This is a genomic window from Kaistia nematophila, assembly GCF_026343855.1.
In the GTDB taxonomy this organism is placed as follows: Bacteria; Pseudomonadota; Alphaproteobacteria; order Rhizobiales; family Kaistiaceae; genus Kaistia; species Kaistia nematophila.
Genome location: NZ_JAPKNK010000002.1, coordinates 626,609 through 648,698, shown reverse-complemented (window position 1 = coordinate 648,698; position 22,090 = coordinate 626,609). Strand labels below are relative to the sequence as shown.

Below are 22,090 nucleotides of genomic sequence, written 5' to 3'. Positions count from 1 at the left end.
CGGGCGGGGAAAGCCGCGCCGCTTGGTTTACGATTGGCTTTTCGGCTTTCGCCGCCTGGCGGCGAGCGACTGGTTGAGCGCCACGGCGGCCTGGATCAGCGCCTTGAAGGCGGTCTCGTCCAGCGGCGCGCCTTCGGGAATGTCGAGCGCGCGGCGGGTGTTGCCCTCGAGGCTCGCATTGAACAGGCCTGCGGGATCGTCGAGCGCGGCGCCATGCGCGAAGGTCAGCTTGACCGCCTTCTTGTAGGTCTCGCCGGTGCAGAGGATGCCGTCATGCGACCAGACCGGCACGCCGCGCCATTTAACTTCCTCGACCACGTCCGGATCGGCCTCGTGGATCCACTTGCGGACGCGGGCCAGCGTCTCGCCGCGCCAGTCGGCCAGTTCGCGGATCTTGGCGTCAATGGTCTCGGAGGCGCTGACCTCGGTTGCCTCTTCGGCTGCTGTCATGATGGGTGCCCCTTCACATCCTCTCGCCGGGCAGGCGGCTCGCCTGCTTCACCCAGTCCTCGAACCGGGCCTCGTCGAACGGCCTGTCCGCATGGACGTCGAGATAGCGCACATGCTCCTGCTTCGAGGCGCCGGGCGGCGGCGGATCGAGCGCGGCGCCGCGAAAGAAGGCGACCTTGACGTATTTGGTCATGCAGTGAAGACCGAGGAACCAGCCGTCCTCGTCGGCGCCATAGAGCGGCGAGTTCCATTTGACCGCCTTGCGCACATCCGGCACGGCGCGGGTGATGATGGCGTCCAGCCGCTTGCCGACGTCATGCTTCCACGCCGGCATCGCGGCGATATAGGCCTGCACCGGCTCGTCGCCAAAACCCTTGGCGATCTGCGGATTGCCGCCGGCGAGGAGTTTTGGCGGCGACGGATCCGCTTTTGTCGCGGATTTCGCCTTGGCGGGCTGTTTCGCCGGCTTTCCGGCCATGGTTTTCCTCCCGATCTGGCTGTTCCACCCAGCACTTGCCGGGAAGCATAGCGGCGGGGCGTGACATGACCAAGGCGGGGCGGGGGGCTATTCCGGCTTGCGGAAGGTGAGGCCGTGTTCGACGGCGGCCTTGCCGAACTTGCCGCGGACCTTATCGATCGCTTCCTCGGCCTTCGCACGCTTGGCGGCGGCGGGATCGACGAGGTCGTCGGGGTCGGCCAGCTGCGGATCGGAGAAATCGGAGACCTGGACGCCGATCAGCCGATAAGTCGTGCCGTCGGTCTCATGCGCCAGCATCTGCTCGGCGGTTCTGAAGATGCGGTCGGCGAGGCGGGTCGGGTCGGCGAGCTGGCGCGAGCGGGTGCGCAGCTTGAAATCGGCCGATTTCAGCTTGAGCGTGACGTTGGAGGCGGCGAGCTCGGCCCGTTTCAGCCGGGCGGAGACCTTTTCCGCCAGCCGGCGCAGGATCGGCCGGAGGCTCGCGAGGTCGGCGCGGTCATGGTCGAAGGTGGTCTCGGCGCCGATCGACTTCGCCTCGTGGCGCGGCTCGACGGTGCGGCGGTCGTCGGCGCGGGCGAGGCGGGCGAGCCGCAGCCCCATGACGCCATAGCGCCTGGCGAGGTCGCTTTCCTCCATTCGCTGCAGCTGGCCGATCGTCTTGATGCCCTGCTCGGCCAGCTTCGCCTCCAGCGCCTTGCCGACTCCCCAGATCATGCTGACCGGCTTGTCGGCGAGGAAGGTCTGCGCCTCGGCGCGGCCAATGACGGAAAAGCCGCGCGGCTTGTCGAGGTCGGAGGCGAGCTTGGCCAGGAACTTGTTGAAGGAGAGGCCGACCGAGATGGTGATGCCGATCTCCTGTTCGACACGGCGGGCGAAGCGGGCGATTGTCAGCGCCGGGACGGCACCATGCAGCCGCTCGGTGCCGGAGAGATCGAGGAAGGCCTCGTCGATCGAGATCGGCTCGACCAGCGGCGTCAGTTCCTGCATCAGGGTGCGGATCTGTTGCCCAACGGCGACGTATTTCTCCATGTTCGGCCGAATCACGACGGCCTCCGGACACAGCTCGAGCGCCTTGAACATCGGCATGGCGGAGCGGACGCCATGGATGCGGGCGATGTAGCAGGCCGTCGAGACGACGCCGCGCTTGCGGCCGCCGATGATGACGGGGAGGTCGGCGAGATCAGGATCGTCGCGTTTCTCGATCGAGGCGTAGAAGGCGTCGCAATCGACATGGGCGATGGCGAGCGAGCCCAGTTCGGGATGCGAGGCGATGCGCGGGCTGCCGCAGGCGCGGCAACGCGCGCCGGAAGCGGGTGTCAGGCAGTCGCGGCAGAAGCCGGCGAGGGAGGCGGCGGAGATCGACATGACGGCCCGGCGGCGGCGCGATGCCGCGAACGGGCAAACTAGCCTCCCGTCCGCATCGCCGCAAATCGTTCCGCCGATCGGCAATCCGCTTCGGTTTCGGCCTGTTCAGTTGCGATGCGGCAAGGGCGGGTGATATAGCGAGCGGATCATTTTCGCCGTAGCCGGGTCGCTCGACCGGTTCTGCCAACGGCTCTTGCCAAAGGGTTCTCGCCATGTCCGTCGACATCGCCACCGTCAAGCGGGTCGCTCATCTCGCCCGGATCGCTGTCACCGAGGAAGAGGCCGCGTCCTTCCAGGGCGAGATCAACGCCATTCTCGGTTTCGCCGAGCAGTTGAACGAGGTCGATGTCGAGGGCGTCGAGCCGCTGACCTCGGTCGTCGCGCAGACGATGAAGAAGCGCGCCGACGTCGTCACCGACGGCTTCTATGCCGAGCGCGTGGTCGCCAATGCGCCGGTCTCTGACGATGATTTCTTCGTCGTGCCGAAGGTCGTCGAGTGACGGCCTGAGCCGGGCTCCGAGTTTTCCGAAGAGGGCGCGCGCGCCCTCATCCCGGTGACGCCGCTCACCGTCTCCGCTTCCCCAATTTCGAGATGCCGATGTCCTCGACCGATCTGACCAGCCTGACCATTGCCGAAATCCGCGATGGCCTGTCGAACAAGGCCTTTTCCGCCACCGAGCTGACCAAGGCCTATCTCGCCTCGATGGAGGCGGCCCGTTCGCTCAATGCCTATATCGTCGAGACCCCGGAGCAGGCGCTCTCGATGGCCGCCGCTTCCGACGAGCGGCTGGCGAAGGGCGAGGCGAAGGCGCTCGAAGGCGTGCCGATCGGCGTCAAGGACCTGTTTGCGACCGAGGGCGTGCATACCCAGGCGGCGTCGCACATCCTCGACAAGTTCAAGCCCACCTATGAATCGACCGTCACGGCCAATCTCTGGAACGACGGCGCGGTCATGCTCGGCAAGCTCAACATGGACGAGTTCGCCATGGGCTCGTCGAACGAGACCTCCTATTACGGCCCGGTCGTCAATCCGTGGCGCCGCGAGGGCTCCAACGCCCCGCTGGTGCCGGGCGGTTCGTCGGGCGGCTCGGCCGCCGCCGTCGCCGCGCGCCTCTGCGCCGGCGCGACCGCGACCGACACCGGCGGTTCGATCCGCCAGCCGGCCGCCTTCACGGGCACGGTCGGCATCAAGCCGACCTATGGCCGCTGCTCGCGCTGGGGCACCGTCGCCTTCGCTTCGTCGCTCGACCAGGCCGGCCCGATCGCCCGCACCGTGCGCGACGCCGCCATCCTGCTGAAGTCGATGGCCTCGGTCGACGCCAAGGACACCACCTCGGTCGACGTTCCGGTCGGCGACTATGAGGGCGCGGTCGGCCAGTCGGTGAAGGGCCTCCGCATCGGCATTCCGCGCGAATACCGGCTCGATGGCATGTCGGCCGAGATCGACGCGCTTTGGCAGCAGGGCATCGCCTGGCTGAAGGAGGCCGGCGCCGAGATCGTTGACATCTCGCTGCCGCACACGAAATACGCGCTCCCGGCCTATTACATCGTGGCGCCGGCCGAGGCCTCGTCCAATCTCGCCCGCTATGACGGTGTTCGCTATGGCCTGCGCGTGCCGGGCGAGGACATCGCCTCGATGTACGAGAACACCCGTTCCGCCGGCTTCGGCCGCGAGGTGAAGCGCCGCATCCTGATCGGCACCTATGTGTTGTCGGCCGGCTACTACGACGCCTACTACGTCCGCGCTCAGCGCATCCGCACCCTGATCAAGCGCGATTTCGACCTGGCGTTTGCCGCCGGTGTCGACGCCGTGCTGACGCCCGCGACCCCTTCGGCCGCCTTCGGCCTCGAGGAAATGGCGCTTGCCTCGCCGGTCGAGATGTACCTGAACGACGTCTTCACCGTGACGGTGAACATGGCGGGCCTGCCGGGCCTCGCCGTTCCGGCCGGCCTCGACAAGTCGAAGCTGCCGCTCGGCCTGCAGCTGATCGGCCGGCCGTTCGAGGAGGAGACGCTGTTCCGCCTCGGGCAGGTGATCGAGGATGCGGCCGGCACGTTCACGCCGTCGAAGTGGTGGTGAGGCCGTGACCATCCGCAAGCCGGCCGACTGCACGACCAAGGCGCATATCCGCTCCGAGATCGACCGGCTGGATGCCGATCTGGTCGCGCTGCTGGCCGAACGCTTCGGCTATGTGCAACGGATGGCGGAGATCAAGTCTTCGCCGGACGAGGCGCTGGTGCCCGAGCGGGTCGATGAAGTGCTCGACCGGGTGGCCGTCGCGGCCAGCAAAGCCGGTCTCGATGAGCAACTGGCGCGCGATCTCTGGCGCAGGCTGATCGAATGGAACATCGAATTCGAGCGGCGCACCATCGCCGCCCGCCTCGGGCAGTGAGGCAAGAAGGCCGGCGGACCACCAGGTCCGCCGGCCTTTTTCTTCAGCGGTTGTCCAGCTGGGCGCGAACTGCGTCCAGGCCCGCCCGCGTGATGCGATAGGGCGCGCCGTTTTGCGACGCGATCAGGCGTCGCCGCTTCAGGCGCAGGAACAGATCGAGCGAGCAATCCGTCAGGATCCAGCCGTCGCGGGTTGCACAGTCGGCCGCGATGATGCGGCCGGAATCGTCCTTGTGATGGCGGATGACGCCGCCCTGAGCGAGCGCATGCAGGATGCGCTGCTCGACCTTCGAGACATTCATGGTGGGATTTCGTTCAGAAGTAGTCGGGTGATCGAAGCCGCGATTCCGCGGGCCGCGCGCCGATGGCGCGAGGGCTTCAGACCCTGCCTAACGGGGGCAGGGGATCACCGGGACTGCGAGGTAGTCGACATCCAAACTCCTGAGACGCCGGTTTTCTAGCGGTATCCGTTGGCGCGGGCAAGCCGGTTTGGCATGCTAGGTTGCAAACGGATGCCGAAGGAACCCCATCGTTGCCTTACGGCGACGCCATCGGGAGGAAGAGATGGATCAGACGCCAATCGGATCGCTGGCGGATTTTCGTGCGACGCTCGGGAATGCCGCGCCGCCATCTGCGCTCTCCGGCCCGCTTCAGGCGCTCTGGCATCTGGAAAAGGGAGAGTGGGACGCCGCGCACGCTCTGGTGCAGGACGACGAGAGTCGCGCCGGCGCCTGGGTCCACGCGCATGTTCATCGCATCGAGGGCGATCTCTGGAATGCGCGCTACTGGTATGGCCGGGCCGGCCGGGCGGCGGGCGAGGGCGACGTTGCTCTGGAGCGCGAGGCGATCGTCGTCGCCCTTCTGCGCGATTGAAGACAATGAAAAACCCGGCGGATCGCTCCGCCGGGTTCGGGTTCCGGGCCTCTTGGCCTGGAGCCAAATCGATTACCAGGAACGCTTCAGCCAGAGAACCGACTGCCAGGCGTCGCCGTCCTTGACCTTGGAGGTGTCGGAGGAGACGGAGCTGTAGAAGACGTCGACCAGGAAGTCGAGACCCTTGACCGGCGTGAAGTTCGTGGTCGAACCGACGCGCCAGGCGTCGAACTCGCGGTCGTTCCAGGCGGCGTAGTCGGCGGTGCCTTCGAACTTGGCGTAGCCGCCCGAAAGCGACGTCCAGACGCGATCCGACCAGACGTGCTTGTAGGAGACGAAGCCGCTCCAGCTGTCGCCGGGGACGAAGTCGAGCGCCGACATGCCGGTCAGCGAGCCGGACAGGTTCGACACCGAGGTGCCGCCGGTGATGCCGGTGAACGAGTTGGCGTTCTGGGCGTAGCTGGCCGAGATCTGGAACTTGTCGCCCTTCGAGAAGCTGTCGAGCGCCAGCTCGACGATGCCGCCGACGGCGAAGCCGCTCTTGTCTTCGAAGACATACGGGTTGGACGGGGTGCCGGCGCCCGAGATGTCGATGGCATGCTTGACGTAAGCCGCGGCAACCTTCGTCTTGAAGATGCCCGAGGCGTAGGTCACGGCGCCGATGATGTCGGGGATGTTGTCCTGGCCGCCGCTGGCGATCAGGTTGTTGTTGACGTCGTAGAGGCCGTCGACATAGCCGGCGCCGCCGCGGTCACGCGGGTCTTCCAGCGACAGCGAGAGGCCGAAACCGTTCACCGAATAGGTCAGTTCGATGTGGTCGGTCTTGGTGTCCGACGCGAACATGCCGGTGTCGTCGAAGCCCTGGCCGAAATCGAACAGCGAGTCGAAGCGACCGGCCTTGATCGGGCCGAACTGAAGCCAGGCGGTGTCGACATAGGCCGAGTTGGTCGAAGCGTTGACCAGGTCGGCGAGCGTGCCGGTGCCCGGCTCGTTGCCGGTCTTGGCGCGCATGTCGATCCAGCCGGTGAGGTTGCCGTACTCGGTGATGGTCGAGCCGGTCAGCTGGATCGAGGCTTCCGTGTAGAAGTTGTTCCAGTTGCTGTCGCGGTAGAGCTTGTTGAAGGGGCTGTAGTCGTTGTCGCCGAACGAGGTGACGAACTTCACGTAGCCGCCGACCTTGATGCAGGTATCGGTGCCGGGCGAGTAGAAGAAGCCCTTGCCGAAGGCGTCGCAGACCTTCACGTAGTCGACCGGCTCGGCAACGGTGAGATCCGCAGCATTGGCGGCGCCGGCAACCATCATCGCGGCCGCGGAGCCGAGAATAAGAGACTTAAACGTCATTTCTGACCTTCCAAAAAGTGTGGGAGGGTAAAATGCGCAGCCGCTCCGGCCCCAGGCTGACCCGCAGATCAGCTCGTCGCGACAGCAATGCGCCCCAGACCCCCGTTTCGTGTTGGCCGCCGCGCATCCCTGTTCGGGACACTGCGTGCGGTGCCCGCTGCGACCCCTCGCGGCAGGCACCGGCAACCTAGTCGGTCGGTCGGAAGCTGCAATGTAAAATGATCAGAATTTGAAGTATTACAGGTTTATGAATTTCACTAGTGGCTTAATTGCGCTAGGTGTTATTGTAATTTGCCGGCTTGTCACAATTATGTATTATAAGTATATCCGGATAAATCTAAAAATCAGGCCGTGACTCAATCGATGTTCGAGAGCTGATGTCATAGTCAAGGTAATGTTGAGAAGCTTCTGCCGCTATCACCGGATATTTTCATTCTGGCGGATGACGAAATACGAATCGGCGGATCGCTCGTCCTCTCGCAGGTGACGTAGAGGCGCTCGCGCCCCTCTCAGGAAACCGTCGCTATCCCATGGGGTTGTGTAGTCGAGACAATCGTATTGCATCGCAATAGAGGCCCCGATTTCGGCTCGATCGGTGTCGTAGATTCTGGCGTCCGAGTCGCCAGGCAGTAATCGATCGGGGTCCTTCGTTAGAATTATTGCATTTGCGATGAAACTTTCTCAAAACTGCTGCCGTTATCACAGCGTAGGGTGGGTTCGTATAGCAGACGGCAATGGAGGGCTTCATGATCGGAATTCGAGTTGCAGCCACGTCAGCAGCCTTGCTGATGGGAACCATGCTGATGCCGGCCTATGCCGGTGGCGGCCTTGGCGGCGTTGTTAGCGGCGTCACGGGCGCCGTTGGTGGCACCGTCAGCGGTGTCACCGGGGCGGTCGGCAATACCGTCGGCGGCGGCCTCGGCAACACCGTGACCAATACAGGCAGCGCGCTGGGCAATACGGTGTCGAATACCGGGACGGCAGTCGGCAGCATCACCAATGGCGTCACCGGCGCGGTCGGCAGCGTCGTGAGTAGCGCCACGGGCACGGATTCGAGCGGCACCACCACCTCGACCCTGCGCACCGAGCCGCGGTCAACTCTGGTGTCGGGTATCGACGCGCGCATCGACCTGTTGTCGAAGCGCGAGCTGATCCGCCTCTGCCTCGGCCTCGGTGGTCAGGCTTCCTGCGGCGGCAGCCGCGATCAGGTGACTAAGCTGATCGATGCGCGGCTCAAGCTGCTGTCCAAGGACCAACTGGCCAATATCTGCGTCAATGTCGGCGCCAGCTGCGGCGGTCCGAACGCGAAGGGCGGCACCCGGGTTACGGCCAATGTTCTTGGCAAGAACGGTCTCGCCGATGCGCGGGTCAAATCCGACCTGATCGGCGGCATCAATGCCAAGGCAGCTGTGCTTTCGAAGAAGGACCTGGTCAAGGTCTGCCTGAACGCGGGCGGCGGTTCGGCCTGCGGCAATGGCGATCGCAACCAGATTCTCGGCCTGCTCGATACGCGGTTGGCCGTGCTGCAGCCGAGCCGGCTGCTCAATCTCTGCCTGAGCGTGGGCGGCTCCTGTGGCAGCGGTACGCGCAATCCGGGAGGTCCGGGAGGCCCTGGCGGTCCGGGAGGTCCCGGAGGCCCCGGCGGACCGGGCACCGGCAATCCGGGCGGACCGACTTCCGTCTCGGACAGCGGCCTGAGCGGTGCGGACCAGCAGGCGTTGCGCAACAAGTGCCCGACCATCCTGCGCAATCCGTTCTCGTTCGATGCGGATCTGGTCAAGCTCTGCAAGATGGCCCGCCGGATCTAGTCCGGTCGGCACGAGAAACAGAGAAGGCCGCCGCATCCCCGATGCGGCGGCCTTCTTCATGTGTGTGATCCGTCGGGGCTCAGGTCTGCGCCTTGCCGGAGGCCATGCGGGCGATCATCAGCGCGCCGAGGATGATGGCGCCATAGATCGCCTGGATCCAGAACGACGGCACCTGCGCCAGCGTCAGCAGGTTCTGCACGACGCCGAGGAGCAGCACGCCGGTGAGCGCGCCGAACATCGTGCCGCGCCCGCCGTCGAGCGAGATGCCGCCGATCACCGCCGCCGCGAAGACGGTGAAGATCATGCCGTTGCCCTGGTTGGCGCTGATGGCGCCGACATAGCCGGTGATCACCAGGCCGCCGATGGCAGCCAGGATGCCCGCCAGGATGTAGACGCCGATGGTGACGCGCTCGACGCGGATGCCGGCGGCGCGCGCCGCCTCCGGATTGCCGCCGATGGCATAGAGGGCGCGGCCCAGCCGGTGATAGCGCAGCACCACCGCTGCGATGATGAAGGCGAGCGCCGCCAGCCAGACCGCCAGCGGCAGGCCGAGGAAGGTGATCACCATCAGCGCGTAGAAGGCGTCGGGCAGGTCGAACAGGGTGCGGCCGCTCGTGGCGCCGACCAGCATTCCGCGCAGGATGATCAGCATGGCGAGCGTCACGATGAAGGCGTTCAGCGTGAAGCGGACGACGAGGATGCCGTTGATCAGGCCGATCAGCGCGCCGACGCCGAGCACGATCAGGATGCCGACGAAGGTCGGCAGCTCGACGCCGAACCCGTTATTGGCGACCGGCAGCACGAGCAGGGCCCCGATCGCCGGCGCGAAGCCGGCGGTCGATTCGAGCGACAGGTCGAACTTGCCGGTGATGATGATCAGCGATTCCGCCAGCACCACCAGCGCCAGCGCGGCGGAGGAGGTGAGGATGGTGTTGATGTTGCCCTGGGTCAGGAAGGCCGGACTGATGAAGGCGCCGATGATGATCAGGATGACCAGCGCCGGCAGCAGGGCCAGGTCGTGCAGGCGGATCAGCGAGCGGCGCGGGGCGGGCTTGCCGCTGCTGCCGAGCGCCGCCGCGGTGGCGGTTGGTTGCGTGTTCATGCGAGCTCGATCCCTTCGATGGAGGCGACGAGCGCGTTGTCGCTCCAGCCTGCCTTGTGTTCCGCGACGACCGATCCGTGCTGCATCACCAGCACGCGGTCACAGGTTCTCAGATCCTCGATCTCGCCGCTGACGACGAGGATCGCCTTGCCCTCCTGCCGCATCCGCTCGACGACGGTCAGGAGCGCCTCCTTCGACTTCACGTCGACGCCGGCGGTCGGATCCATCAGCACGAGCACGGAAGGGTCGTTGGCGAGCGCGCGGCCCATCACGACCTTCTGCTGGTTGCCGCCGGAAAGGCCGGAAACGAGCTGGTCCGGGCCCTGGGTGACGATGCCGAGCGAGGTGATCGTCCGGTTGGTCAATTCGGCCCGTCGCCTCGGCGCGATGAAGCCGAACGGCCCCATATGGCGGTTCACCGTCATGATCGCGTTGTCGGCGACCGATTGCGACAGCACCAGCCCCTGGTCGTGCCGGCTCTTCGGCACGCAGCCGACGCCGAGTTCGAGCGCCGCCGTCACGTCGCCGGACGGCAGCGGCTTCTGGTCGATGCGGATGGTGCCGCCGGTATAGGGCGAAAGCCCGGCCACCGCCTCGGCGAGGCCGATGCGGCCGCCGCCGGTCGGGCCGGAGAGGCCGACGACCTCGCCGCGACGGACCTTGAAGCTGACGTCCTGGAAGTCCTCGCCCGAGACGCGGTCGATTTCGAGCGCGACGGCGGCCCCCTCCGGCACGGTGCGGCCGGCGGCGTCGGAGACACCGAGATGGACGTGCTCGCCGGTCATCGCCTCGATCAGCCGGTCCTTCGGCAGGTCGGCGACCGGCGCGGTGATGATGTGGCGCGCGTCGCGCAGCACCGTCACCGCCTGGCAGATCTCGTAGACCTCCTGCAGATGGTGGGAGATGAACAGGAAGGTGACGCCGGCCGCCTGCAGCTCGCGGATGCGGATGAACAGACGCTTGATCTCGTCGCCGTCGAGCTGCGCCGTCGGCTCGTCGAGGATGATGAAGCGAGCGCCATAGGAAAGCGCGCGGGCGATCTCGACCAGCTGGCGCGCCTCGATGCGAAGGTCGCCGGCGCGGGCGTCCTCCGAGACGTTGACGCCCCACTGGTCGAGCACCTCGCGGGCGCGCCGTCGCAAAGTCGACCAGCTGATGAAGCCACGCTCGGTCGGATGGCGGTTGATGAACAGGTTCTCCGCGACCGTCAGGTCGGGAATGATCGTCGAATGCTGGTAGACGCAGGCGACGTTGCGGCGCCAGCCCTCGCGATCGGAGATGGCCGGGGCCGGGACGCCCGAGAACAGCACCTGGCCGGAATCCGGCGCGCGCAGTCCGGTCAGGATGCCGACCAGCGTCGATTTGCCGGCGCCGTTGCGGCCGACCAGCGCGTGCGACTCGCCGGCGAATACCTTGATATGCGCTTCGTGCAGCGCCGTGGTCGGGCCGTAGCGCTTGGAGACGCCGCGCGCCTCGACGATCGGCGTTCTCGTGTCAGGCGGCTGCATGATGGCCCCGCCCTGCGTCTGGAAAGAAGAAATGCATCGGGGTCTCCGGAGTTCGGGAGACCGGATCCATGCCGTCGGCACGGATCCGGTTTATCAACACCTTGCGCCAAGCGCTTGATCCAGCGGGGAAAGCGAGACGCTTTCCGGGATCAGGCAATCAGAGCTGGTTGCCCCAGAAGGCCTTGTCGTCGACATTCTCCTTGGTGACGAGCGGCGCCGCGAGCTGGTCTTCCAGCACGCCCGGGCGGACCTCGACGATGTTGCTGTCGTGGTCGGTCGGACCCGGCTTGAAGGTCGTGCCGTTGATCGCCTCCTTCAGATACTGGATGCCGTACTTGGCATAGAGGTCGGCCGGCTGCGAAACGGTGGCGTCGATCTCGCCCTTGCGGATGGCGTCGAATTCCTGCGGGATGCCGTCATTCGAGACGATGACGATATGGCCTGCCTCGCCCGCCGGCTTCAGCAGGTTCTTGCGCTTCAGCGTTTGCAGGGTGGGGGCGAGGAACACGCCGCCGGCATGCATGTAGATCGCCTTCAGGTCGGGCTGCGCATTGAGGAGCGCGTCGAGACCGGCTGCGGCGTCTTCACCCGACCAGGCCTTGGTCGGGATCTCGAGCAGCTTCAGGTTCGGATAGTTCTTGGTGATGCACTCGCGGAAGCCGTTGCCGCGATCGCGTCCGTTGATCGAGGCCTGGTCGCCCATGATCTGGACGACGGGGCCTTCCTTGACGTTGTCGCCGATGAATTTGCAGGCCTTCTCGCCATAGGCGAGGTTGTTGGCGCGCACGACGATCGCCACCGGGCCGGCATCCGGCGCGACGTCGACGGCGACGACCTTGGCGCCGGCCTTCTCGGCCGCCTTCAGCACGGAGCCGGCGGCGGCGGATTCGAACGGCGAGAAGATGATGCCCTTGGCGCCGAGCGACAGGGCGTTCTGCACGCCGGTGATCTGCTTGGCCGTGTCGAACTCGGAATTGAAGGGTTCGAGCAGGTCGACGCCCTGCTTCTTCGCTTCCTCGACGATGTACTTGTTGTACGAGGTCCAGAACGGCGAGGTCAGCGTCGTCAGGTCGACAGCGACCTTCTCGCCATCGGCCCGCGATGCGCTGGCGCCGAGCATGGTGGCAAGCAGCGCCGCGCCGAGAACCGGCACGGTCTTCTTCAGCATGTTCATGTGGTTTCCTCCCACTGGTTCAGTCACGCAGTCCCGCGCCGAGGGAAACGTCCGGTTTTCCCGGTTCTGTCGTTCCCGCGGCGACGTCCTCCTCCGACATCGCGCTTGACCGTTTGGCCCGCCTACGCGCGGACCGGAAAGTCCTCCGGTGCGCGCGACATCATCGCGTCCCGGCTCGCGGCCAGATGGGCCCTGAGCGCGGAAACGGCCTGTTCGGCATCGCCTTCGGCCACGGCGTCGACGATCGCGGAATGTTCCTGCCGCGTCCGTTCGGGCGTGTAGCTCTTCAGCGTGAAGTTGCGGATGGTCTGGGTCTGGCGCTGGATGACGCGGTGCCAGCTGGCGATCGTGTCGTTGGCGCCGAGCTGGACGATCAGCTCGTGGAATTCGCGGTCGAGGCGGATCGCGTCGACGAGCGCCTCGTCGCTCTGCTTGTAGACCGCGGCCATGTGCGCATCGAAAATCGCGCGCAGCCTGGCGATGAATTCCGGCGTGGCGCGACCGGCTGCGATGCCGCGGGCGAGCGCGTCGAGCTCGACAAGCATTCGCGCCTCGAAGATCTCGCGGATCGCCTCCGGCGTGAAGCGGCGAACGACGGAGGCGCGGCGCGATGCGCCCTCGATGAGCCCGTCGCGCGCCAGCATGGCGAGCGCTTCCTTGACCGGCGTCTGGCTGATCATCAGCTCGCCCGCCAGCTGGTCGGCGAGCAATCGTTGCCCGGCCGGCAGCCGTCCGGAGACGATCTGGCTCCGTAGCTCCTCGTAAGCCTGTTCTGCGAGTGTGGCGCGTTTCAGCTTGGGCATGCCGCAACGATAGGCTCGGTTTTACTCGCCATGCAATAAAAAATTTTTTGTTTCTTTTGGCCGGATGATGGGCTAGCTCGAAGGAAGAGCCGGGACATTCTGAGCAGAGCCGTATCGCCATGCCCAATCCTTCGCCTGACCCTTCCCATGACCTTGCGCCGGCCGTTTCCGGCACGGACAGTCGCCTGCTTCTTCTCTTCGAGGACGACAATGTGCTGGTCGCGCGGATGCGGATCCGTGCCGGCGAGGCCGTTTCCGTCGAGGGGACGGCGGTGACGCTCGCGGCCGACCTGCCGCTCGGCCATAAGCTGGCGCGGCGTACGATCGCGGCCGGCGAGAAGATCGTCAAATATGGCGCGCCGATCGGCACGGCGACGGAAGCGATCGCGGCCGGGACCCCGGTGCATGTTCACAACGTCAAAAGCGACTACACGCCGACCTATCACCTGATGGACGCGGCAAAAGCGGGAGCGGGCGCATGAGCATGGCCATCGCTACAGGGACCACCTCCGTTCCGCCGGGGCTGGCCCAGACGGAAACCATGCGCGGCTGGCTGCGCAGCGATGGCCGCAAGGGCATCCGCAACACGGTCGTGGTCGCCTATCTCGTCGAGTGCGCCCACCACGTCGCCCGCGAGATCGCGATCCCGTTCCGCGAGCACGACGTGCATGTGATCGGCTTTCCCGGCTGCTATCCGAACCCCTATGCCGAACGGATGATGGAGCGGCTCTGCACGCATCCGAATGTCGGCGCGGTGCTGCTGATCTCGCTCGGCTGCGAGAGCTTTAACAAATACGCGCTGGAGAAGACGGTGCGCGACAGCGGCCGCCCGGTGAAGACCATCGTCATCCAGGCGGCGGGCGGCACCCGCAAGTCGATGGACGAGGGCAGGGCCTTCGTCGCCGAGCAGCGCGCCTTGCTGGACGAGGCGCCGACCGTGCCGATGGAGCCGAGCGAACTGGTCATCGGCACCGTCTGCGGCGGATCGGACGGAACGTCCGGCATCTCCGGCAACCCGGCCGCCGGCCGCGCCTTCGACCAGTTCGTCGCCGAGGGCGCCGCCTGCATCTTCGAGGAGACCGGCGAATTGATCGGCTGCGAGCACATCATGGCGGCGCGGGCGGTAACGCCGGAGCTGGGCGGGATCCTGGAGGCGTCGGTCGCCAAGGCGGCGCGCTACTACGCGACGCTCGGTTATGGCTCGTTCGCCGCCGGCAATGCCGAGGGCGGCCTCACCACCATCGAGGAGAAGTCGATGGGCGCCTATGCGAAATCGGGCGCCTCGCCGATTTCCGGCCTGATCAAGCCGGGCGACGTGCCGCCGCATGGCGGGCTCTATCTGCTCGACGTCGTGCCGGATGGCGAGGTCCGCTTCGGCTTTCCCAACATCAACGACAATGCCGAGATCGCCGAATTGATCGCCTGCGGCAGCCATGCGGTCCTCTTCGTCACCGGGCGCGGCTCGGTGGTGGGTTCGGCGATCTCGCCGGTGGTGAAGATCTGCGCCAATCCCGAGACCTATCGCCGGATGGAGGACGACATGGACGTCGATGCCGGCCGCATCATCGAGGGCCGCGCCAGCCTCGACGAGGTCGGCCGCGAGATCCATGATCTGGTCGTCGATCTCGCGCGGGGCAGGCGCACGAAGTCGGAGGAACTGGCGCACCAGGAATTCGTGCTCGGCTACAAGAGCTTCGAGCCGATCGGGCCGGCCTGCCTGCCGGTCTGACACGGAAGAAGGGACATCGGGGAGGATGTTTTGACGGATCTGACCGCCAGGCTGGAGGCCTGCTACACCGGCGTGGTGCACGACGTCATGCGTGCCATGGGCCTGCGCGATTTCACGCTGCCGGCCGAATTGCGACCGATCCTGCCGGAGCGCCCGCTCGCCGGCCCCGCCTTCACCATCGAGGGCCGCGCCGATCCGGACGCCGACGGCCACGAGACGCTGCTCGCCTGGACGGGACTGCTCTCCAAGGCGCCCGCCGGCTCGATCTGGGTTTCGCAGCCGAACGATCGCATCGTCGCGCATATGGGCGAACTCTCGGCCGAGACGCTGAAGAACAAGGGCGTGCGCGGCGCCATCGTCGACGGCTTCATCCGCGACACCAATTTCCTGCTGGAGATGGGCTTCCAGACCTGGTGCCGCGGCTTCACCCCGCGCGACATCGTCGGCCACTGGTTGCCGGTCGCCACCGACGTGCCGATCGTGATCGGCGGCATCGACATCCGGCCGGGCGATTATTTCCTCGGCGACCGCGACGGATTGGTCCGGATTCCGGCCGAGCATCTTGCCGAAGTCGTCGAGCGGGCCGAGACTGCGATCTCGACCGAGAACCTCGTCCGCAAGGCGATCCTCGCCGGAACCGATCCCCAACAGGCATATCTGAAGCATGGCAAATTCTGATCTCGCCGCGGTCGAGCCGCTGCACCCCATCCTCGCCGAAGGCGTGAAGGCGCGGCGCGCGCGGCCGGCCTTTCCCGATATCGGCCCGGAAGCGGCGAAGCGCCTGTTCGAGGAGATGCAGGCCAATCCGGAGGGGCTGCCGGCGGTCGCCGAGGTCGAGGCGCTGACGGTCGCCGGCGCGGAGGGGGCGCTCGAGGCGCGGCTCTACCGGCCGGACACGCAGGCGCTTCCGCCGCTGGTCGTCTATTTCCATGGTGGTGGCTTCGTCGTCGGCAGCTTTGCCACGCATGACCGCAATGCGCGGCGCATCGTCAATGCGGCAGGCGCGCTGGTGGTTTCCATCAACTATCGGCTGGCGCCCGAGCATCCTTTTCCCGCCGGTCCGCTTGATGCATCCGCGGCCGTCGCCGATCTGGCCGCCCGCGCCGAAGCGCTCGGCGCCGATCCGGCCCGCATCTTCGTTGCCGGCGACAGCGCCGGCGCGACGCTCGCCATCGCCGCGGCGCTGTCCGGGCGGGATGGACGCGGCCCGGTGCTGGCCGGCCTGATCGCCTTCTATCCCGTCACTGACATGACGACGATCGGCGCGGGCGTTTCCTATGAGGCGTTCGGCGATGGCTCCGTTGGGCTGTCTGAGGCAGACATGATCTGGTTCCGCGATCTCTACGCGCCCGATCCTGCCGACTGGAACGATCCGCGCTGTTCGCCGCTGACGGCGGAACTCGCCGAACTCGGCGAATTGCCGCCGACGCTGGTGATCACGGCCGCGTATGACGTGCTGGCGGAGGACGGCGCATTGCTCGCCGCTCGCCTCCGATCGGCCGAGGTCGCCACGACCTATCTGCATGTCGAGGGCGTCAACCACGGCTTCATCGGGGCTCCCAACCCGCCCCCCGCGACGCTTTCCACCTACGAGGCGGTCGCGGACTGGATGAAGTCGCTCGGGTAACGGGTAGAAAGACCCTCACCCCAACCCTCTTCCGCGCGCGGGAGAGGGGGAGCGGCGGCGGCCGGAAGGCGAGGCTCGCCGGATCCTCAGAACCGCCGCGCCATCGTCAGGCCGCCGGCCGGCAGTTCGTCCGAGACGACCGGCGCGAAGCCGAGCTTCTCGTAGAAGGCGATCGCCGCGTGGTTCTGCGGGCTGACGTCGAGATGCATGCCGCGCGAACCGGCGGCGGCGAGCGCCCCCATCAGGTGCTCGAAGCTGCGCCTTCCCCAGCCGAGACCGCGCGCCTCCGGCAGGAAATCGACATGGCCGTGCGAGGGGAACGGATGCAGCGCCGGCGGATAGAGATAGGGCGGGCGGTGGATCAGGCGGCGCACCCAGTCGCTGCCGGACCAGCGGTTCTCGTCGTCGCCGGGATCGCGCAGGCGGGGGCGGATCTTCGCCAGCCAGTCGCGTTCCATGCGGCCATAAAAATCCGGCGTGTCGAGCGCGCCCATGACATAGCCGGCAACGCCGTTCGGCCCTTCCAGCACGAAGGCGAAATCGGGCTCCAGCACGAGATAGGGGCCGATGAACATGTGGCCGAGCGCGTCGGGGTCATCCTCGCGCTGGGTGGCGTCCTGCCCGGCATTGCCGGTCCGGAGGCACACCCTGTAGACGGCGGGCATATCCGGGAGATCGGCCTTGCGCAGGCGAAAATCGGCTTGGTTCGGGGAGGCCATGGCATTTCCGTTGCGCGATCGGAATACGGCCGGGAGCGGTCGTCCCGGCCGGTTTCCTGTCGGGCGATCGATCAGGCGAGGGTCCGCCCGCCATTCACGGCAAGCGTCTGGCCGGTGATGAAATCGGCCGCGGGCGAGGCGAGGAAGGTAACGATGCCGGCGATATCGTCCGGTGTGCCCTGATGGCCGAGCGGCACCAGGCGGCGATAGTCTTCCAACTCGTCGGCCGTGGTGCCGGAATGGCGCTCGACCGGAATGAAGCCCGGCGCCACCAGGTTGACCGTGATGCCCTCCGGGCCAAGTTCGCGCGCCCAGGAGCGGGTGAGGCCGACCATGGCCGCTTTCGCGGCGACGTAGTGGCCGAATTCCGGATTGCCCATGTCGACGACTTCCGAGCCGATATGGATGACGCGGCCGACATGACGGGCCCGCCATTCCGGCAGCACGGCCTGGAGCAGCAGCAGCGGCGCCTTGACGAAGAAGCGAAGCTGGTCGAGATGGTCGTCCCAGGTCTGTTCCTCGATCGGGATCAGCGGCTGCGGGCCGGTCGCGTTGTTGACGATCACGTCGACGGGGCCGAGATGGCGGTCGATCTCGGCGATGCCGTGGCGGACGCTGGCCTTGTCGGTGACGTCGAACTTGAAGGCGGCCGCCTTGCCGCCGGCGCTGGTGATGGTGTCGACGACACTGCCGGCGCCGACATCGTCATGCGCGAAGTTGACGGCGACGGTCCAGCCGGCGGCGCCCACCCCCTTTGCGATCGCTGCCCCAAGTCCGCGCGACGCGCCCGTGACGAGTACTACTCCCACGATCATCCTCCCGAAATCACGCCCGTCTCTCGGATTCGACGCGGGCTGTACCGATCGAAGCACAGCCCGTCGGGATTGTCTTCCGACTTCTGAAAGCCGGCTTCGGATCGGCTCAGCCGGAACTCGCGACGGGCAGGACGCCGTCGGTCGCGAAAACGATGCCCGCCACCAGGTTGCGGCCGGCGGCTTTGGCGACATAAAGCTGCTCGTCGGCGGCGCGGATCCACGAGTCGGGCTGGCTGCCGGGAATGCACAGCGCCGTCGCGACGCCGAGGCTGACCGAAACGAAGGGCGAAGCGTCGGAGCCGGAATGCGGGATGCCGAGCGCCTGCACGCGATCGCGGATGCTGTTCGCTATCTCCATGGCCTCGGGGTGCTCGATTTCCGGCAGAACACAGGCGAATTCCTCGCCGCCATAGCGGATGGTGACGTCGTTGGCGTGATGGACGGCACGGTTCAGCGCGGCGGCCACCATGGTCAGGCAGCGGTCGCCGGCCGTGTGGCCGTAGAGGTCGTTGAACTTCTTGAAGAAGTCGATGTCGAGGATGATGACCGAGAGGAGGCCGCCGCTGCGTGACAGGCGCGACGTCTCTTGGTTCAGCACCTTTTCCAGCCGGCGGCGGTTGCCGAGGCCGGTCAGCGCATCCGTGACGGCCATTTCGGCCAGCTCGTCACGCATGCGCTTCATGTCGAGATGGTTGCGTATCCGGGCCCGCACCACGACCGGCAGGATCGGCTTGGTGATGTAGTCGATGGCGCCGAGCATCAGGCCCTTCACCTCGGCTTCCTGGTCGCCCAGCGCCGTGGTGAAGATCACCGGCACGTCGGCGATCAGCGGATCGGCCTTGATCGCCGCGCAGACCTCGTAGCCGTCGACACCCGGCATGAGCACGTCGAGCAGGATCAGGTCCGGCAACGTCGTGCGGGCGATCTCGATGGCTTCGGTTCCGGTGGTGGCGAAGTAGATATCGTGATCCTCCTCGAGCGTCGCGCTCAGGATCTCGATGTTGCTGACCTCGTCATCGACAATGAGGATCGATGGCCGTTCGCTCAATTCTGTACTTCCCTGGTATCGACGAAATGACGCTCGATGGCGTCGAGCCCGGCGAGGGCGTTGTTGAAATCAAGTCGGCTGATCGGGTCGCGGATCTCGGCCAGGCGTCCGGCCTCGGGCGTGCCCTGCAGCCTGGCCTCAAGTGCCTCGAACGTCTTTCGGGCCCGCATGCTGCGCTTGCTCAGTTGCTGGCGGAGTTCATAGAGGAGCTTCGCCGCCTCGTCCCGCGCGGCCGCGTCGAGGCTTGCCGCCGGCGCGGCGGCGGATGCTTCCTCGGCCGGCGACAGGGTGCGCGCCGCCGCGATGGCCGGCTGAAGCACGGCATCGAGGCGCTCGATCAGCTCGTCGACATTCGCCATCTCGCGATGGGCGATCGCGTCTTCCAGCTGGCGGGACGCCTCCGACACCCTGCGAAGTTCCAGCGAGGCGGAAACGCCCTTCAGTGAATGCGCCAGCCGGCGCGCATCGTCGAGGGCGCCGGCATCGATCTCGCCGCGCAGCGTCGCGACGAAACCGCGATAGTTGGTCCCGAAGCTGACGATCAGCTTGCGCAGCAGCGCGGTCTTGCCGTTGACGCGGACGAGCGCGGTCGCAAGATCGAAGGGCGGCAGCTCGGCCGGTAGATCGGCCGCCGCCGGGACTTCGGCGGGTTTCGCCGTCGACCCGCTGCCTTCCGCCCTGCGCGGCTTCAGCCAGCGCTCGAGCGCGTGCATCAGCGTCGCCGGATCGACCGGCTTGGCGACATGGTCGTTCATGCCGGCCTGGAAGCAGTTCTGCCGCTCCTGCTCATAGGCGTGCGCCGTCATGGCGATGATCGGCAGCCTGTCGGAGGGAAACGCCTGGCGAATGCGCTTCGTCGCTTCGATGCCATCCATTTCCGGCATCTGCACGTCCATCAGCACCACGTCGTAGCTGCGGCCGGACCGGAGCACCATATCGCAGGCGATGCGGCCATTCTCGGCCAGTTCGACGACGAGGCCGCCGTCGCTCAGAATCTCCGAGGCGACTTCGCTGTTGATCTCGTTGTCCTCGACGAGCAGGACGCGCGAGCCGCGATACTCCGGCGCGACCATCGGGATCGCGTGCGCGGCGGGTGCGGCGGCGCGTTCCTGGCCCGTCCGCTGCCCCAGGAGCTGGGTAATTTCTGTCAGCAGCAGCGAAGCGTCGATCGGCTTGACGAGGAAGGCGGAGATGCCGGCCTCGCTGGCGTTTTGCATGGCCTCTTCGCGCGCATAGGCGCTGACCATCATGATGGTCGGCAGGCGGGTCAACGTCTCGCTGCTGCGCATCGCCTCGACGGCCTCGATGCCGTCCATGCCGGGCATCTTCCAGTCGATCAGCATCAGGTCGTAGGCGACGCCGCGCGCCTGGGCGTTTTCAAGCAGCGCGATCGCCTCGGTGCCGGAGGCGACCAGGTCGGCCTGGACGGACCAGCCCTCGAATATGGTGTGCAGGATCTCGCGCGAGGCCGGATTGTCGTCGGCGATCAGCACGCGGAGCCCGCGCAGCTTCTCGACATCGGCCGCCTCGGCCAGCATCAGCGTATCGCCTTCCTCCAGGCGGACGGTGAAGGTGAAGGTGCTGCCGGCGCCGGCGATGCTGTCGACGCGGATGGTGCCGCCCATCAGCTCGACCAGCTGCTTGCTGATGGCGAGCCCAAGCCCGGTGCCGCCGAATTTGCGCGTCATCGAGCTGTCGGCCTGGCTGAAGGAGCGGAACAGCATCTGCTGTTGTTCCGGCGTCATGCCGATGCCGGTATCGCGGACCGACACTTCGAGCAACAGCTGCCGGTCGACCTTCTCCAGCGTGCGGATCGACAGGACGACGGCGCCGCGCTCGGTGAACTTCACCGCGTTGGAGACCAGGTTCAGGATGATCTGGTTCAGTCGCAGCGCGTCGCCGAGCAGGGTCGCCGGCACGTTGTCGTCGATGTTGATGCGGATATCGACGCCCTTCTCGGCCGCTTTGACGGTGGAGATGGTGGTGGCGTTCTCGATCGTCTCGCGGATCTTGAAATGGGTGCCCTCGAGCGAGAGCATGCCGGCCTCGATCTTGGAAAAGTCGAGGATGTCGTTGATCAGCGCCAGAAGCGCGGTGCTGGCCGACTTGATCTTGTTGATGTAGTCCGCCTGCTTCGGCGTGAGGTCGGTGCGCAGCGCCAGGTGGCTGAAGCCGAGGATGGCGTTCATCGGCGTACGGATCTCGTGGCTCATATTGGCCAGGAACAGGCTCTTGGCGATGTTCGCGGCGTTGGCCTCGCGCGTGCGGTCGGCGACCTTCTGCTCCAGCGTCTCGTTGGCGAGCACGATTTCGGCGCTCATCGCCTCGATGCGCTGGAAGCTCGCGACCAGCCGCATGCTGAGCCAGACGAGCACGACGGTCTGGAAGGCGACGATGGCGGCGTGCAGGCTGACGCGCTCCAGGTCGGCGCCCAGCGGGAATACCGCATAGGGGAAGACCAGGTTCAGCATCAGGTGATGCACGGCCACCGTCACGGCCGCGACGATCACCGGGCGCCAGTCGCACCAGCCGATGACGAGCGCCAGCGTGGCGAAGAAGTACATGTGCATGTCCATCTGCCACGGATGGCCGGAGAACATGAAGACGAACAGGGCCGGCTGTCCCATCAGCGCGACGGCCGAGACATAGCGGGTCACCGGCGCGGGCCCACGCAGCGTCCAGGAGACCTGCATCGCCAAGGCCAGCAGCGCCGCCACCAGCGTCGGCGCGACCATGCTGCGTCCGATCGACCATGCGACCAGCGCGATCACCGGCACGTGGATCCACATCAGGAAGACGAGGAATAGACCGAACTTGTGTCGCAGCCTGTCGAGCTCGGCCATGCGCCAATCCTTGAA

Annotated in this window: 22 protein-coding genes; 9 read left to right on the top strand and 13 right to left on the bottom strand. The window is 66.4% G+C overall.

The genetic code is table 11. From position 1 onward, the window contains the following. Positions 1-27: 27 nt before the first annotated feature. The 3 genes from OSH07_RS07325 to OSH07_RS07315 all read right to left on the bottom strand — a co-directional run bounded on the left by OSH07_RS07325 (position 28) and on the right by OSH07_RS07315 (position 2,293). Positions 28-450, bottom strand: a complete 423-nt coding sequence (locus tag OSH07_RS07325; protein ID WP_266337956.1) for a DUF1801 domain-containing protein — start codon at positions 448-450, stop codon at positions 28-30. Positions 451-463: 13 nt separating this feature from the next. Beyond that, complete coding sequence (locus tag OSH07_RS07320; RefSeq protein WP_266337955.1) at positions 464-928, bottom strand: DUF1801 domain-containing protein; 465 nt, start codon at positions 926-928, stop codon at positions 464-466. Between the two features lie 87 nt (positions 929-1,015). Beyond that, positions 1,016-2,293 (bottom strand): DNA polymerase IV, encoded by a 1,278-nt coding sequence (locus OSH07_RS07315; protein WP_266337954.1) that lies wholly within the window; start codon positions 2,291-2,293, stop codon positions 1,016-1,018. Positions 2,294-2,505: 212 nt separating this feature from the next. On the opposite strand from OSH07_RS07315, the gene gatC reads away from it, so the two are divergent. The 3 genes from gatC (at position 2,506) to OSH07_RS07300 (ending at position 4,686) form a co-directional block, all read left to right on the top strand. Next, positions 2,506-2,793 (top strand): Asp-tRNA(Asn)/Glu-tRNA(Gln) amidotransferase subunit GatC, encoded by a 288-nt coding sequence (gatC, locus tag OSH07_RS07310; RefSeq protein WP_266337953.1) that lies wholly within the window; start codon positions 2,506-2,508, stop codon positions 2,791-2,793. A gap of 98 nt (positions 2,794-2,891) precedes the next feature. After that, complete coding sequence (gene gatA / locus OSH07_RS07305) at positions 2,892-4,373, top strand: Asp-tRNA(Asn)/Glu-tRNA(Gln) amidotransferase subunit GatA (RefSeq protein ID WP_266337952.1); 1,482 nt, start codon at positions 2,892-2,894, stop codon at positions 4,371-4,373. Continuing rightward, positions 4,336-4,686: a chorismate mutase gene (locus tag OSH07_RS07300; protein ID WP_266337951.1), complete on the top strand. Its 351-nt coding sequence runs from the start codon at positions 4,336-4,338 to the stop codon at positions 4,684-4,686. Before gatA ends, OSH07_RS07300 begins: the two co-directional genes overlap by 38 nt. A gap of 43 nt (positions 4,687-4,729) precedes the next feature. Here the strand turns inward: OSH07_RS07300 and OSH07_RS07295 are convergent, their stop codons facing one another. Continuing rightward, on the bottom strand, positions 4,730-4,987 hold the full coding sequence (locus OSH07_RS07295) for a YjhX family toxin (protein ID WP_266337950.1): 258 nt from the start codon (positions 4,985-4,987) through the stop codon (positions 4,730-4,732). A gap of 262 nt (positions 4,988-5,249) precedes the next feature. Here OSH07_RS07295 and OSH07_RS07290 point away from each other — a divergent pair, with 262 nt between their 5' ends. Then, positions 5,250-5,558 carry a hypothetical protein gene (locus OSH07_RS07290; RefSeq protein ID WP_266337949.1) on the top strand — a complete coding sequence of 103 codons (309 nt, stop codon included), beginning with the start codon at positions 5,250-5,252 and terminating at the stop codon, positions 5,556-5,558. Between the two features lie 72 nt (positions 5,559-5,630). Here the strand turns inward: OSH07_RS07290 and OSH07_RS07285 are convergent, their stop codons facing one another. Further along, positions 5,631-6,899, bottom strand: a complete 1,269-nt coding sequence (locus OSH07_RS07285) for a porin (protein WP_266337948.1) — start codon at positions 6,897-6,899, stop codon at positions 5,631-5,633. Positions 6,900-7,645: 746 nt separating this feature from the next. Here OSH07_RS07285 and OSH07_RS07280 point away from each other — a divergent pair. Then, complete coding sequence (locus OSH07_RS07280) at positions 7,646-8,707, top strand: hypothetical protein (protein WP_266337947.1); 1,062 nt, start codon at positions 7,646-7,648, stop codon at positions 8,705-8,707. A 79-nt stretch (positions 8,708-8,786) separates the two neighbouring features. Here OSH07_RS07280 and OSH07_RS07275 read toward each other — a convergent pair whose 3' ends face one another. From OSH07_RS07275 to OSH07_RS07260, 4 genes are all read right to left on the bottom strand, one after another. Beyond that, complete coding sequence (locus OSH07_RS07275; RefSeq protein WP_266337946.1) at positions 8,787-9,809, bottom strand: ABC transporter permease; 1,023 nt, start codon at positions 9,807-9,809, stop codon at positions 8,787-8,789. Beyond that, the gene (locus OSH07_RS07270; RefSeq protein WP_266337945.1) at positions 9,806-11,317 is read right to left on the bottom strand and encodes a sugar ABC transporter ATP-binding protein; all 1,512 of its coding nucleotides are present in this window, start codon (positions 11,315-11,317) and stop codon (positions 9,806-9,808) included. The genes OSH07_RS07275 and OSH07_RS07270 overlap by 4 nt, the downstream gene beginning before the upstream one ends. A 157-nt stretch (positions 11,318-11,474) precedes the next feature. After that, positions 11,475-12,491 (bottom strand): sugar ABC transporter substrate-binding protein, encoded by a 1,017-nt coding sequence (locus tag OSH07_RS07265; RefSeq protein ID WP_266337944.1) that lies wholly within the window; start codon positions 12,489-12,491, stop codon positions 11,475-11,477. A gap of 122 nt (positions 12,492-12,613) precedes the next feature. Then, positions 12,614-13,294: a GntR family transcriptional regulator gene (locus OSH07_RS07260; protein ID WP_266337943.1), complete on the bottom strand. Its 681-nt coding sequence runs from the start codon at positions 13,292-13,294 to the stop codon at positions 12,614-12,616. Positions 13,295-13,413: 119 nt separating this feature from the next. Here OSH07_RS07260 and OSH07_RS07255 point away from each other — a divergent pair, with 119 nt between their 5' ends. The 4 genes from OSH07_RS07255 to OSH07_RS07240 are packed head-to-tail and all read left to right on the top strand — an operon-like array spanning position 13,414 to position 16,650. After that, positions 13,414-13,776 (top strand): UxaA family hydrolase, encoded by a 363-nt coding sequence (locus OSH07_RS07255; RefSeq protein WP_266337942.1) that lies wholly within the window; start codon positions 13,414-13,416, stop codon positions 13,774-13,776. Next, on the top strand, positions 13,773-15,023 hold the full coding sequence (locus OSH07_RS07250; RefSeq protein WP_266337941.1) for a UxaA family hydrolase: 1,251 nt from the start codon (positions 13,773-13,775) through the stop codon (positions 15,021-15,023). Before OSH07_RS07255 ends, OSH07_RS07250 begins: the two co-directional genes overlap by 4 nt. 30 nt (positions 15,024-15,053) lie before the next feature. Continuing rightward, the gene (locus OSH07_RS07245; protein WP_266337940.1) at positions 15,054-15,701 is read left to right on the top strand and encodes an RraA family protein; all 648 of its coding nucleotides are present in this window, start codon (positions 15,054-15,056) and stop codon (positions 15,699-15,701) included. Beyond that, positions 15,688-16,650: an alpha/beta hydrolase gene (locus OSH07_RS07240; protein WP_266337939.1), complete on the top strand. Its 963-nt coding sequence runs from the start codon at positions 15,688-15,690 to the stop codon at positions 16,648-16,650. The genes OSH07_RS07245 and OSH07_RS07240 overlap by 14 nt, the downstream gene beginning before the upstream one ends. 86 nt (positions 16,651-16,736) lie before the next feature. On the opposite strand, the gene OSH07_RS07235 is transcribed toward OSH07_RS07240, so the two are convergent. From OSH07_RS07235 to OSH07_RS07220, 4 genes are all read right to left on the bottom strand, one after another. Further along, positions 16,737-17,369, bottom strand: coding sequence for a GNAT family N-acetyltransferase (locus tag OSH07_RS07235; RefSeq protein ID WP_266337938.1), 633 nt, complete (start codon positions 17,367-17,369; stop codon positions 16,737-16,739). Between the two features lie 71 nt (positions 17,370-17,440). Next, entirely contained in the window at positions 17,441-18,184 is a 744-nt protein-coding gene (locus OSH07_RS07230) for an SDR family oxidoreductase (RefSeq protein ID WP_266337937.1), read from the bottom strand. Between the two features lie 106 nt (positions 18,185-18,290). Next, a complete protein-coding gene (locus tag OSH07_RS07225) occupies positions 18,291-19,232 on the bottom strand; it encodes a diguanylate cyclase (protein ID WP_266337936.1) in 942 nt (313 codons plus the stop codon). Continuing rightward, positions 19,229-22,075, bottom strand: coding sequence for a hybrid sensor histidine kinase/response regulator (locus tag OSH07_RS07220; protein WP_266337935.1), 2,847 nt, complete (start codon positions 22,073-22,075; stop codon positions 19,229-19,231). The genes OSH07_RS07225 and OSH07_RS07220 overlap by 4 nt, the downstream gene beginning before the upstream one ends. Positions 22,076-22,090 lie beyond the last annotated feature (15 nt).